This is a genomic window from Halobacteriovorax sp. ZH5_bin.2 (genome assembly GCF_043196375.1).
Lineage (GTDB): Bacteria > Bdellovibrionota > Bacteriovoracia > Bacteriovoracales > Bacteriovoracaceae > Halobacteriovorax_A.
Genome location: NZ_JBEBMJ010000002.1, coordinates 474,452 through 488,555 on the forward strand (window position 1 = coordinate 474,452; position 14,104 = coordinate 488,555).

Annotated in this window: 11 protein-coding genes; 10 read left to right on the forward strand and 1 reads right to left on the reverse strand. The window is 36.7% G+C overall.

The features are described from left to right. The first annotated feature begins 55 nt into the window (after window positions 1-55). Genes ABMA76_RS07410 through ABMA76_RS07425 form a run of 4 tightly spaced genes read left to right on the forward strand, consistent with a single transcriptional unit; the run spans window position 56 to window position 5,658 of the window. Window positions 56-1,702: an ABC transporter transmembrane domain-containing protein gene (locus tag ABMA76_RS07410; RefSeq protein WP_393061282.1), complete on the forward strand. Its 1,647-nt coding sequence runs from the start codon at window positions 56-58 to the stop codon at window positions 1,700-1,702. An 8-nt stretch (window positions 1,703-1,710) separates the two neighbouring features. Beyond that, a complete protein-coding gene (locus ABMA76_RS07415; protein WP_393061284.1) occupies window positions 1,711-3,834 on the forward strand; it encodes an ATP-binding cassette domain-containing protein in 2,124 nt (707 codons plus the stop codon). 8 nt (window positions 3,835-3,842) lie between these two features. Then, window positions 3,843-4,673: an HlyD family efflux transporter periplasmic adaptor subunit gene (locus tag ABMA76_RS07420; RefSeq protein WP_393061286.1), complete on the forward strand. Its 831-nt coding sequence runs from the start codon at window positions 3,843-3,845 to the stop codon at window positions 4,671-4,673. A 1-nt stretch (window position 4,674) separates the two neighbouring features. Next, a complete protein-coding gene (locus ABMA76_RS07425) occupies window positions 4,675-5,658 on the forward strand; it encodes a hypothetical protein (RefSeq protein WP_392856265.1) in 984 nt (327 codons plus the stop codon). A gap of 50 nt (window positions 5,659-5,708) precedes the next feature. On the opposite strand, the gene ABMA76_RS07430 is transcribed toward ABMA76_RS07425, so the two are convergent. After that, window positions 5,709-7,040 carry a S8 family peptidase gene (locus tag ABMA76_RS07430; RefSeq protein WP_393061288.1) on the reverse strand — a complete coding sequence of 444 codons (1,332 nt, stop codon included), beginning with the start codon at window positions 7,038-7,040 and terminating at the stop codon, window positions 5,709-5,711. A gap of 223 nt (window positions 7,041-7,263) precedes the next feature. Here ABMA76_RS07430 and hemC point away from each other — a divergent pair, with 223 nt between their 5' ends. The 6 genes from hemC (at window position 7,264) to ABMA76_RS07460 (ending at window position 14,073) form a co-directional block, all read left to right on the forward strand. Then, window positions 7,264-8,793, forward strand: a complete 1,530-nt coding sequence (hemC, locus tag ABMA76_RS07435; protein WP_393061290.1) for a hydroxymethylbilane synthase — start codon at window positions 7,264-7,266, stop codon at window positions 8,791-8,793. Between the two features lie 24 nt (window positions 8,794-8,817). After that, window positions 8,818-10,089: a glutamate-1-semialdehyde 2,1-aminomutase gene (locus ABMA76_RS07440; RefSeq protein ID WP_392856270.1), complete on the forward strand. Its 1,272-nt coding sequence runs from the start codon at window positions 8,818-8,820 to the stop codon at window positions 10,087-10,089. Continuing rightward, window positions 10,080-10,994 (forward strand): sensor histidine kinase, encoded by a 915-nt coding sequence (locus ABMA76_RS07445; protein WP_393061292.1) that lies wholly within the window; start codon window positions 10,080-10,082, stop codon window positions 10,992-10,994. Before ABMA76_RS07440 ends, ABMA76_RS07445 begins: the two co-directional genes overlap by 10 nt. Further along, window positions 10,987-11,685, forward strand: coding sequence for a response regulator transcription factor (locus ABMA76_RS07450; RefSeq protein WP_392856274.1), 699 nt, complete (start codon window positions 10,987-10,989; stop codon window positions 11,683-11,685). The genes ABMA76_RS07445 and ABMA76_RS07450 overlap by 8 nt, the downstream gene beginning before the upstream one ends. Before the next feature lie 2 nt (window positions 11,686-11,687). Continuing rightward, window positions 11,688-12,725, forward strand: coding sequence for a uroporphyrinogen decarboxylase family protein (locus tag ABMA76_RS07455; protein ID WP_392907499.1), 1,038 nt, complete (start codon window positions 11,688-11,690; stop codon window positions 12,723-12,725). Between the two features lie 148 nt (window positions 12,726-12,873). Beyond that, the gene (locus ABMA76_RS07460) at window positions 12,874-14,073 is read left to right on the forward strand and encodes a M20/M25/M40 family metallo-hydrolase (protein WP_392907497.1); all 1,200 of its coding nucleotides are present in this window, start codon (window positions 12,874-12,876) and stop codon (window positions 14,071-14,073) included. The last annotated feature ends 31 nt before the right edge of the window (window positions 14,074-14,104 follow it).

Consider the following 14,104-nt stretch of genomic DNA (forward strand, 5'->3'; position numbering starts at 1 on the left):
AGCACCGATAGCTAAGTCGATCAGTCATCTACAGTAAATTACTGTAGGAGACGTCATGGAAATTAATATCCCAAGGAGTGTCGGTCATATTCCCTCCACGACACTGAAATGGATAAAAGATAATTCAAAAGTCTTTAATAAGGATCTTATCTCTTTAAGAATCTTATTAATGTTGAGTCTGGTCATAAGTACAATATCCCTGGCCCTACCAGTTGTTCTAATGCAACTCTTTGATCGTATCATTCCTGGCCATAATACTGGTAGCGCCATTGTGCTTCTCTTTGGCCTTACAATATTTATATTGGCGGAGTCAGCACTAAAATACTTACGCTACTACTTTGTCACCTTCGCATCTGCACGTTTTGAAAACAAGCAATCACAAGAGTTGATAAAGAAAATAATTACCGATACTGGTTTTTATGACGTTGGAGTTTTTCAATATTCCCTAAAGGAAATACAAAGAAATAAAGACTTCTTTGCCGGCAAAGGTTTTGTCACATTATTAGAACTTCCATTCTTATGCCTTTATTTTGGCTTTCTCTTCTACCTCAACCCATTAATGGCCTTCATCCCCTTTGTTTCATTTTCACTCTATATGATGATTTCTTTTTATTCCATAAAGAGAATGACTAGAATTATACAGCTCAAACATATAGCAGATATCGAGCAAAACAATCTACTTTATAAAATTTTAGATAACCTCACTGTTTTAAGAAAATTTGGAAGAATCAATCTGTTCAACAATCGTTTTAAAAAGAAACAAGCAGCGGTAACTAAGAACAACTATTTACTTAGTCGTTATGCGAACTTTCAATTTAATTTGAGTCAACTTATGTTGCAGCTCGCATCTGTCGTAATACTAGCGACTGGAGCTTTCTTAGTTATTAATGGCATGATGAGTATTGGTGCCCTTGCTGCGTCACTAATTTTGGCAAATCGTTGTATAGCACCAACAGATAAAATATTTAAGACCTTGAGAAAAATTCATGAAGTAAAGGTCATGACGGATATTATCGTTCACCCAAAGGGAAGATCACAGGAAAAAGAAAAGAAAAATATCGATAAGATCTACTCAATGATAATACCAATTTACATAAGAGGAAGGAAGCATGAAATTCCTTTTATGAAGGGCGACACCATCTCTTTAAAAAATCAAGATAAAGACACGAAGGAGTTTCTCTTTGCTCCAAATCTTAGGTCCATTACAAATAAAGTCTATGTCGATGATTTAAAATTATCAGATATTGATGATCTAAGCCTCTATAAGAATATCGCCATTATCAATGCGGCCCCAAATATATGGAATGGAACAATAAGAGATAATATTACTTCATTTGGTCTTCTTAGTGAAAAAAAGGCCCAGAGCTATATCGATGTTTTGGGACTAGGAGAAATCATCAGAAAACTACCTCATGGATTAGATACTAAGCTAACTTCTGAGGTAGAAGATAATATTTCTGATGAAGTAAAATCACTTATCTACATTACCAGGCAACTTGCACTTGAACCCGAAGTCATCGTTCTAAATGAATTTGAAGCGGGTGTTGATCGTGAAAATTACATCAATATCTTCAACTATATAGCAAGTATTAGAGAGTCTCGAATAATCTTCGTAAACACAAGAGATAAAAACTTGTTAAAACTCTGTAACCGAGACCTTCTAAACAATCGTATCGGAGAGATTGAGACTTATTTAGTCTAAGGAGAGATATGTCCAATATAAAAATGATCTTTCATAATTTCATGGAGCTAAAGTATCAGGATGACTACAGCGAAGATGTTAATGAAATCTTAATATCATATCGACACATGAAAGAAATTGACTTGATAAACGCATTAGCGACAATCGGACTTGAAGCAAAAAAAATAGAACTTCAATTAAAAAATGTTGAAATCGACGCTCTTCCCTGCCTATTAATATCAAATATCGATATTGAAGATTTCTGTGCTAAGAATGACCATCTAATTCTGATTTACGAAAAAGAAGAAGAAATATTTTATCTCATAAATGACCATGACCTAAAACGACAGATTGAACTTGAAAATTTTCCTATCAAATATGCTCTCTTTATTAGAGAGTTTAATGAAGTTGAACTAAGAAATGAAAAGGTATATAGAAATACAAATAAAAACTTCGCATCTTGGACAAAGGCGATTATAAAAAGATTCAAAAAAGAATTTTCAAAGTTATTCATCCTATCTTTAATCAATACACTTAACACACTGGCCTTTGCGGTTTACGTTCTTATTACTTACGAAATGATCACTGGAGCTAGGCCTTTAGAAGTCCTCATCCCAGCAACATCTGGAATTATCTTACTACAAGTAATTAGTTATTTTGCACGTGGTATTAGATCAAATATTATCAATTGGTGCACAAACCGCATTGACTATATTCTCGAGATAGCAATTCTACAAAAAATATCCACAATGTCAGATCATCAAAGGGAGATCGAAAAAGTTGACTTTCAAGTTAACCGTTTTGAAGACATTAAAGATGCTGTCAAATTCCTTTCATCTGAAAATAATCTGAAGCTCATTGACACAATTTTTAATACTCTTCTCATTTTTCCAATTTTTTTCTTATCATGGGAGATGGCCATCCCTCTCGTTTTTCTCGCACCAATGGTAACTTTTCTTTATTACTCAGAGCTTACAAAGATAAGAATCAAGAAAGAAACCTATGATCAATTACATGAAAATAAGAATAATCTAGTCAATGAACTTAAAAGAGGTTCTGAAGAGATCTATCTGGAGAACTTATTTCCAATATTTTCAAATCGTTTATCATCCCTTAGCTCAATGTCTTGTTTTAAGGAACAACAATATAAGATGAATGCCTATCAAACAGAGTTCTTCTCAAAAGTCATCACCATTACGATTGTCATGGCATCGACAATCATAGGCCTGCTACTTGTTTGGAATCAAGAATTAGCTATCGCTAACTTTATCGCTGTTTTAGTTTTAGTTTGGAATATACTCACAACAGCACAACAAATACCGAGTTCAATACAAAGACTAGACTCAATATCTTGTTCATTTAGAAAATTGCACAAGCTCTTTTGTGAAAGTAGTGAGACGCGAACATACCGCTCTAGTGAGGATCTTTATACGAAAAACTTTGAAATAAATTTTAAATCAGTCTCTTTTCAATACCCAGATACATTGGAAAATGTCTTCAGTGATATCAATATAAAAATAAGGCCAAATGAGGTCTATGGCATTCATGGTGGTGCAAGATCAGGAAAGAGTGCTTTTATAAAACTACTCAACAAAACCTACCTTCCCCAATCAGGCTCAATTCTCATTGGAGGAATCGATCATAGACAATTCGACACACTCTATCTTAGACAGCATATCCTAACGCTAAACTTAAAGAAGTCATTATTGAAAGATATGAGTATTTACGAAAATATCAAATATATTAATCCTTTAATCACTCGAGATGATATCATGATATATTTGGGATTCTTTGGAATTGGAGAGCTTCTTGAGGAAAATGGACTAACTATTGACACCCCTCTTAGCGGCGAATCGAAACTAAAAATCACAAATGAACTATACTCTGCAATAGTTTTAGCAATTCCATTTTGCACTCAGGCAAAAGTCGTTCTCATTGAAGATATTCCCTCAAGCATAATCAACAAACAGTTCAAGCTATTAAAGAAGTTTTTAAAACTATCTAAGAAAAACTTTGCCGTAGTTTTCTGTAGTGAACACAAAGAAATATTGAAAGAAGCAGATAATATAATCTACATGGCACCTAACAAAGAATTCACTTCCGGGACAAAGGACAAACTCTTTGAATACCTCGAAGAGAACGCCCTCATATAAGGAGGATAATGATGAAGAATAAAAGAAAAAGATTCTCGTTTGGTAGTAGTCTTGATTATGCTAAGCAAACAGACTATATCGGACAAGACCTTCTCTTAGAAGAAGCAAGAATCCCATATGTATCCAAGTCAATTATCCTTCTTTCATTATTTACGGTGATAGCATTCTTTGCATGGTCTTCCTTCTCAACAATTAACGAAGTCGTCCAGGCCAATGGAGAAATTGAAGCAACCACAATCACACACCTTATCAAGCACAATAAATCAGGAATCCTAGATTCTCTTGAAGTCATGAATGGACAATACATAAAGGCGGGTGATTTACTCTACACCCTTATTGATGAAAAAAAGAATAAAGATAATAATTCAGTCAGTAAAGAGATCCTCTTAATTCGATCACCTATTACTGGAATTGTTAATGAGGTTGACTATAAAGCAGTTGGAACAAATGTAAGTAAAGACAGGAATATTGTAAAAATCCTTCCAATAGATGATAGCCCAATCGCGACCGTAAGAATTACCCCACAAGACTTAGCGCCTCTTCAAGAAGGGATGATAGTAAAGATAAAAGTCACCTCTCATCAAACCCATCGCAATCAAGTTGTTTCCGGATGGATTGAGTCCATATCCCCAAGTGTATTTTATACAAGTAATGGATCAAGTTATTATAAGATTAAGGTGATACTTTCTAAAAACTATATTGGGCAGAACCAGGAAAGAAACTTAATTCTTCCAGGAATGAAAGTTCACGCAGATATACAAATAGCGAAAAAGAGTATCCTACGTTACCTACTTCAGCCGATCGATACTTCATTAAGTTACGCATTAACGGAGAGATAATATGTTTAAAAGAATACAACAGGCGGTTCAAGAAATCACAAGTGAAGCTAGTGCAAGCAAGGACTTAAAAGAACGAGAGACTCAGTCAGAGAAGTCGAAAGTTCTCATTATAAGTAATAATGAAAGCATTACTGAACGACTAACGACAGTCCTAGATGATACATATGATATAGTACAACGAGATAGCATTTCGATGATCATGCAAGTCTTTGCTAATGTTAAGAAGAACGATATCGACCTTATTCTCTTTTATGACTCAGACTTAAATAAGGATCTTTCAATCTTTTCAACATTAAGAAAATATCCACGTTTCTCAAACATACCTATTATTGTCTTAGCACAAGAGATTACAGAAAAGCGTAAATCACATTATCTTGAAAATGACTTGAATGACTTTATCGATCTTCAAAGCTTCCCTCTCATTAAACAACTTGCAAACTCAAAAATAAAACTTCAATCAAGAATTAACTCGATCATCAATTACTCTATCGATCATAATAGTGGCCTTGATATCGTCACCAATGCGCAAATGCATCTTAGGACATTGGCCGATATTGCAAGCTGTGCCAGAACTTTAAAACTATTTACCAACGCAACGATTACGCAAGAAAGGGCCTTCTTTGAAATCATTTTAAACTCCCTAGAACATGGACAGTTAAAAATTGATAAAAATGAGCGCCAAAAAGTAAAGGATAATGGTGACTATGAAAGTTACCTCGACATACTTTGCGATAGAAACAAAGAAGCGGTCATTGTAACTTATGAAAAGCTAGAAGATTCATACCGTATCTCTGTTATCGATGGTGGAGATGGTTTTAATTTTAAGAAATACCTAAGGCCTAACCTAAGTAACTCGATTAATGAGACAGAAAAAGGCATTGCAATAGCTAATAGTACGAAAGGAATAGAGTTAAATTATATTGGCCCTGGCAATATTGTTGAGATCAATATCCCACATCAAGAAAAATTTAAGCTTTGGCATTAGGACGAAATGATAAGAGATAAAAAAGGCCCTAGTTCTAGGGCCTCTATAAATTAAAGACTTTCTAAAGCAGAATAGAGGTCAACAACCCCACCTGTTAGGATGTCACCATCCATTGAGGACTTTGTTGTCACACTATTCATTAATACATTTTTTAATTCAACGGCAGTTAAATAAGGATGTCTTGAAAGAACTTCAGCAGCAACTCCTGTCGTATTAGGAGAGGCCATGGAAGTCCCTGACATATTTCCATAACGATTCCCTGGAGTCGTTGAATAAATAGAAGAACCTGGTGCTGCAACATCAACGTTTACAAAACCGTAATTTGAAAAATAAGAAAAGCGTCCATAGCGAGTTGAAGAAGCGACAACTAACATCCCCTCACTGTCATAAGAAGCAGGGTAAGTTAATTTTGTATCAATATTTTGAGAACTATTACCTGCACTCACAACAACCAGAGTGTTATAAGTTTTAGCGATATAGTCGATTGTCTCTTTTACTAACATTCCGCCTTCATTATGAGACTTACCAAAAGAGCAGTTAATTACTTTTGCTCCATTTCTTGCAGCATAGAGAAAACTTTCAGCGATATCAACATCTGTCTCATCACCATAGCTAGGAACTGAGCGAAGTCCCATGATGCGAACATTGGAAGCAACACCAGCAATACCAACTCCATTATTTTGAGTTGCTGCAATTGTTCCAGAAACGTGAGTTCCATGCGAATGGCCATCCATCATATCCCCTGTCGCATTTCCATCACTGTCACGCTCTAGAGTATTGATACCGTGAATATCATCAATATAACCATTGCCGTCATCATCAATTCCATTGCCTGGAATTTCATTTACGTTTGTCCACATAACATCTTTTAAGTCTTCGTGGTTGTAATCAACTCCAGTATCGACAACTGCAACGATCACTGGTTCGTTAGACGAGGCCAGCCCACTTTCTTCATAGACTCTGTTAACACTCATTCCGTGCTTACTTGCATCTTTAAATGCCCATAGCTTTGAAAGTTTAGGATCATTTAAAACAGAGCTGTAAATCTCATCACCTTCCTCAATTGATTCTGATTCAATCGCTTCAACTGGTGTTGGAAGTGGCTCACGTTTTGAGAATGTATCAAACTGAGCATCTTGAATATCTTGGTGAGACCTTAATTTATTGAGAAGGGTTTCATCACCATTTGTGTAGAGAACATATGTGGTTTCAAAAAAGTAAACTGATTTTTTTATTCCATTTATCGATGGTACTTCTTTACCATTCTTTAACTTTACAATAATTCGTTTTGGGTTGATGCTAAGAGACGATGCCTTAGCTGTGATATTTAGGAAAAAACCTAATAAAATTAGGACTGTCCCTATTAAGATCGATCGATTCATTTGCAATTCCTTTTGCTAATAAAATTTCAATGACTTAAGTGTATATATAAAAAAACGATATAGAAAATGTCTTTTTCTTACATTTTCACTCGGAGATGGGACCACTTCAGTTAAAAATCAAACAATAGACTCGTCGCGCATACTTGGTTTTAATGACAATTTCATGACAAAAAAGTAAGTTATCTAATGTATTTTACGTTCACACCATAAACAAGGATTTATTTTGAAATACATCATCGGAACACGTGGCTCTTTATTGGCCCTGACTCAATGTAATCAAGTAAAAGATCAACTCGAAGAACTAACTGGTGACGAGTTTGAATTAAAAGTAATTAAAACTCAAGGTGATCAAATTGTTGATAAGCCACTTTGGCAACTTGAGGGAAAAGATTTTTTTACAAAAGAATTAGATGCGGCCCTGCTTCAGGGAGAGATCGATTTAGTCGTTCATTCGTACAAGGACCTAGGAAGTGATAGGCCAGAAGGTATTAAGTTAGCTGCAATCTCAAAAAGAGCATACGCTTACGATATTCTTTTAATTAAAGAAGAAACGGTTAGTAAGCTTATGGCCAAAGAACTGACAGAATTTGTTGTTGGAACATCTTCTCCACGTCGAATTGTAAATATTGAAAGTTCACTTTCTGAATTTCTACCTTACGGAGATAACGTAAAGGTATCGACTAAAATGCTTCGCGGAAACGTAAATTCACGTATTCAAAAGCTTAGAGAAAATAATTACGATGCCATTGTACTTGCTATGCCAGGTATTGAAAGACTTGCCATCACAGAGAGTTCAAGAAAAGAGCTAGAAGTACTACTGGCAGGAATGACTTATGCAGTTCTTCCGCATAGCCAATTCCCAGCAGCAGCATCTCAAGGAGCTCTTGGAATCGAATGCCTAGAGAATCGTGATGACAATGGGGCGCTAGAAGAAAAGCTTCAAAAACTTCAAGATAAAGATACTGTAAGTGAAGTAAGCCGTGAGCGTAAAGCATTTGCAAGCTACGGAGGTGGTTGTCACCTAGCAGTTGGTATCAACGTTACGAAAAAGGGCGACTACTATATTCATACTCACAAAGGAAAAGTTGACGACAAGGTCATTTATGAAAGACACCTTGAAGGAAGCTTTCCATCACCTGCTTCAAAAGCGAAGGCCTTTATTGGTCTTCCACACGCAGACCACAGAGAACAAGAATATATCTATTGTGAGTTAATTCACAAAGAAGCGCTAAAGAATGCACGCGTGCCAAATAACGACATTCTTCTTTCTGCACGCTATGGTGTAAGCCTTCTAAAGAATCACGGAAAATCTGTTTATACAGCTGGTACTTCTACTTGGAAGCTCTTGGCACAAAACGGCCAGTGGGTTCATGGATCATGTGACGGACTTGGTGAAGATGTACTAGATAAGATTCGCGATTCAAAGGCCATTGAAGTACTGAATGGGCCAAAAGAAGAGCTAACTATTTTAACTCATAAAGACTCTTACTCTGACTATGGCCAAGTATTTGAATCATACGAAAAAAGCGACAAAGAAGTACGTGAAAGCTTCTTCGATGAGCTTAGACAGTGCGATGTATTCTTTTGGACAAGCTACTCTCAGTACAAAACTTATATTGAACACCTACCAGAGCTTAAAGATAAGTTTCATGCATGTGGACTTGGTAAGACATTTGAACAACTTTCAAAAGAAGATATCACAGTACGTCCATTTGCCAGCATGGAAGAGTTTAAAATTTGGCTAAAAAAATAAGATTATTAAATTAAAGGAATATATATGAGTAATATGCACACAGAAATTTTTGAAAAGAGTAAGAAGATGGTTCCAGGTGGAGTTCACTCACCTGTTCGTTCATTCAAAGGAATGACTTCAACTCCTAAATTCTTTAAGAGCGCTAAGGGTGCCTACTTTACTGACATTGAAGGTAAAGACTATATCGACTTTTGCATGAGCTTTGGGCCACTTGTTCTTGGTCACCAAAATGATACTGTAAAAGAAAAACTAACTGAGGCCCTAGGTCGTGGTTGGAGCTACGGAGCATGTGAGCCATACTCAGTAGATTTAGCAGAATACTTACTTTCACGTCTATCACACGTTGATCAAATTAGATTTGTAAACTCAGGAACAGAAGCAGTTATGACAGCTCTTCGTCTTGCTCGTGGTGTGACTGGAAAGAATAAAATTATCAAGTTCAATGGTTGTTACCACGGACACGTTGATGCCATGTTAATTAAAGCAGGTTCAGGTCTTGCAGGAGCAGCTGAATCTTCTTCACTTGGTGTTCCTAAAGGTGTCGCTGATGACACACTTATTCTAGAGCTTGAAGACCTAGATGGTGTAAAGAAGTGTTTTGAAGATCACAAAGGTGAGATCGCAGCAATTATCATCGAGCCTCTACCAGCTAATAATGGTCTCCTTATTCAAGACCAAGCATTCCTTGAAGGCTTAAGAGAAATCACAAAAGCAAATGATGCTCTTTTAATTTTTGACGAGGTTATCTCTGGTTTCCGTGTTGCATTTGGTGGTATGGCAGAGCTTACAGGAATCACACCTGATATCGTAACTTACGGTAAGGTAATTGGAGGAGGTCTTCCGGTTGGCGCAATTGCCGCTAAGAAAGAAATCATGGAACACCTTGCTCCAGTTGGTGGTGTTTACCAAGCTGGTACTCTAAGTGCAAACCCACTTGCGATGGTTGGTGGACTTGAAACACTTAAGCAGATGACAAAAGAAAGCTACAAAGAGCTTGAAGATAACACTCTTAGAATTGTGAATATCTTTAAGAAGTGGCTTGCAGAATATAATGATGGCCAATTTTCGAATTACAATATCATTCACCACTCTTCTCTATTCTGGATCGTTCCAGGAGATAAGATTAAGTCAGTTGGAAATATTCCAGGTAATATCGGTGAAGACTTTGTTCCATTATTTGAATTACTTCTTGAAAAAGGAATCTACCTATCTCCAAATGCATATGAAGTAGGATTTGGTTCACTTGCACATAATGAAGAAGTTGCTAAGGATTTAGAGAACAGACTTTGGAACTAAAGAAATCTTCTTCTCCATTCTTTCTGATCTCGACAATAACGACGGGATTAATCGGGCTCTTTGGCCTGTGGTGGCTCTTTTTAATTTTTAAAATGAGTGATCGCTTGGCAAAACTAAATAGTACAGAGGGCCCAGATATTGGCTCACTTATAAAATGGGAAGGAATTACATTCTTAGTTCTGATACTCATTCTAGTGAGTTCACACACTCTCCTCTTTATTAGAGATCAGAGAAAAAATCGCTCAATTGCAGCTTTCTTTGCTGGTCTTACTCATGAACTTAAGACCCCACTAGCAAGTATCAAGCTTCAATCAGAAGTGATTAAAGATGAAGTTGAAAAAGACTCTAATCAAAGACTACAGAGACTTACGACTCGCCTAATTGACGACACGATTCGTCTTGAGAATCAAATGGATAAAATCCTGCAACTTTCTCGAATTGAGCGTGGTGGGAATTTAAACTCGACAGATATTGAAATTAATCACTTCCTTGAAAAAATCATTCAAGGTGGCTACCAAGACAAGTTACAGGTTACGATAAATAAAGACGCCGAAAATATAAGCCTACAAGCAGATGAATTTGCTTTAAGTATTATTTTTAAGAACCTTTTAGAAAATACAATTTCCCATACAGATTCAAATGAAGTGGAGATTCACATTAGCACTAAAGGCGAAGCCGTTCATATCAGATACCACGATCGTGGCAGCTTCAGTGGAGATGTCAAAAAGCTTGGAAAACTTTTCTACAAGCATCAATCGACGAAAGGTTCAGGGATTGGCCTCTACCTATCTAAGAAGCTTATTGAAACGATGAAAGGACATTTTGATATTACTTTAGATAAAGGCCTTATCTTCAATATTCAGTTACCTATGTCTGAACAAAGTGACGGAGGAAAGGATGAGTAATTTTGGTAAAATTCTTGTCGTTGAAGATGATAACAATCTTGGAGATACTCTAAGTGAGTACTTAGGCGATATTGGCCATGAGTGCCGATTAGCAAAAAATGTTAAAGATGCTCGCTATTATTTTGAGGACTTTAAACCAAATATTATCCTAATGGATATTGGGCTTCCTGATGGAAATGGGATTGATCTTGCTAAAGACTTTAGAAAGATTAGAAAAGATTTTATTCTCCTTTTCCTATCTGCCCTAAATGATCCTCAAACAAAAGTTGAAGGATTTGAAGCAGGTGGTGAAGACTATATTACAAAGCCATTTGCTCTTAAAGAGCTAACGATTAGGCTTGATCGACTCTTAAGCTTTAAGACCAATATTGACTCACTAGAAGAAGAGATTCTAATTGGTGATTTGAAGATTTGGCCAAAGCGTTTTGAAGTGCAAGATGGCGATGGAAAGATTCTAAACCTGACACAAAAAGAATGCGCCATTTTAGAGATCTTACTTAAGAAGAAGAATGAAGCAGTAGAAAGAGATTTTATTATTGATGAAGTATGGGGTGAGGATAAATTTCCATCACAACGTACTGTAGATAACTATATTGTTAAACTTAGAAAATGGGCCGAGAGCGACTCTAAGAACTCACTAGAGATCCAAAGTGTTCGTGGAATTGGCTACAAGCTTATTATAAAGGAATAAAAATGGGATTATTTAACGATCGCAAAAATGAAAATGGAAAAGAATTTGTACCTGTATGGTTTATGAGACAAGCTGGACGCTACCATGACCACTACCAAGGCATGAAGAAAGAAAATACATTCATGGAGCTTTGTAAGAAGCCAGAGCTTGCCTGTGAAGTAACAATGGGACCAATCAATGATTTTAAATTTGATGCTGCTATTCTTTTCTCAGATCTACTTTTCCCACTAGAACAAATGGGAATGGGGCTAGAGTACGCACCAGGACCAAAGCTTGAAATGAAGCTTGAAACAGTTGCAGATGTAAAAGGTCTTAAATTCTTAGATACAGCAGAGAACTTCTATAAGTTTCAAGGTGAAGCATGTACTCTACTAAAGGATGCTCTTCCAAGTAACAAAACTCTTCTAGGATTCGTTGGTGCACCATTCACTCTATACACATATGCAGTTGAAGGCTCACACGCGGGAGCTCTTTATAGCTCAAAAATTGGATTATACGACGGACGCTGGGATGCATTTGTTGACCTACTAATTCCAGAGCTACTTGGAGAAATGAGAGCACAGGCCGTTGGTGGTGCAGACGCAATGTGTCTTTTTGACACAGCAGCAGGTGAACTGAACTTTGAAGACTACACACAAAAAGTTCTTCCCGTACTAAAGAAAGTAACAGCTGAATTCAAAAAAGAATTCCCAAATAAGAAAGTAATCTACTACTCAAAGATGACTCACCTGAGATACCTACAAGCGATCGAAGATGACAATATTGATGTTTTAGGTATCGACTGGCGTCATGACCTTGGTCATGTTTTAAATACACTAGGAAATGACTACTATATTCAAGGTAACCTTGAACCAGCATATCTGGGACTTCCTTGGGAGACTCTAGAGAAGAAATGGATGGATCTCTACGAATCGGTACAAAATGCCAATGCACCGATGAATAAATGGATTTGCGGACTTGGCCACGGTTGTCTTCAGTGGATCGACCAAGAAAATGTACGCAAGAGTGTAGAGCTAATTCAAACAAGATTCCAATATTAATTATTTGGGCGCTTAGCGCCCAAACTCCCTTCCTATAAGCCTTCTTCATCATCTATGTAAGAAGATAATAGAATCTATCTCTATTTTAATTAACTGATTGCCCCTAAAATAATTTAGTTACAGATATAAAATAACCAAGGAAGGTTAGATGAAAATTACACGCAAGATTTGTTTTCAGTTACTAGCAGGACTCTCACTACTAACATTTAACTCTTATGCATTTGAGCACAACTACATTGTGACAGGAAAGGACTTATTCCAATCAACACAAAGTCTACACTCAAATCTACAAATCGATATTATCAAGGTTGAAAAAGACCTTGTTATTGCAAAAACAAAAATAATGAGTGAGCAAGCTGAGATCTCTCACCTTGCACACGAAGAGCACCAAAGATGTGGTGGTTTCTTTGCGTTCCAGACAAAAGAAGAAGCTCTTCAATTTGTAAAAGAACAAAAAGAAAATTCTAACATTAATGCATTCTTAGCTGATTATACAATCAATCAAGAAGACCTTGTTAGGTCGGCCATTGCAAATACGAAGGAAAGCTCAATTAGAAGTGTTATTGAAAAGCTTTCAAGCTTCAATAACAGATACTATAAGTCTCAAACTGGTGTTGATTCTCAACAGTGGCTTAAGGACCACTGGACAAGTCTAACATCACACCGTTCAGATATTAGCGTTGATTTCTTTAACCACTCTTCATACCCACAGCCATCGGTTATTGCGACAATCAAAGGTAAGACTGACGATGTTATTGTTATTGGCGGTCACGGAGACTCCATCGCAGGTTGGTGGGGACGTACAAATGCCCACGCACCAGGTGCCGATGATAATGCTTCAGGTGTAGCAACTGTAACAGAAGTTCTAAAGACTCTAGCGCAAAGTGGCTATCAACCAGAAAAGACAATTATGTTTATCTCTTATGCGGCAGAAGAAGTTGGCCTTCTAGGTTCAAAAGAAATTGCTCAAACTTTTAAAAGACAAGGTAAGAACGTTGTTGGTGTTATGCAACTTGATATGACGAACTTCAATGGTTCAAACGATGACATCACAATCATTACTGATTATACAAATGAAGCACAAAACAACTTCCTTGGATCTCTATTAGATAAGTATCTTCCAGAGCTTTCTTGGGGACGTGACACTTGTGGATATGCTTGTTCAGACCATGCTTCATGGACGGCGCAAGGCTTCCCTGCTTCAACTCCTTTTGAAACTCGTAAACGTGAAATGAATGGAAAAATCCACTCTTCTCGTGACACTCTAGATAATATGGGTGGAACAGCTGATCACGCTCTAAAGTTTGCAAAACTTGCACTAGCATTCACAATCGAACTTGATAGATAGGAAATCTCTCGACTTTGATAATAAAAAAAAA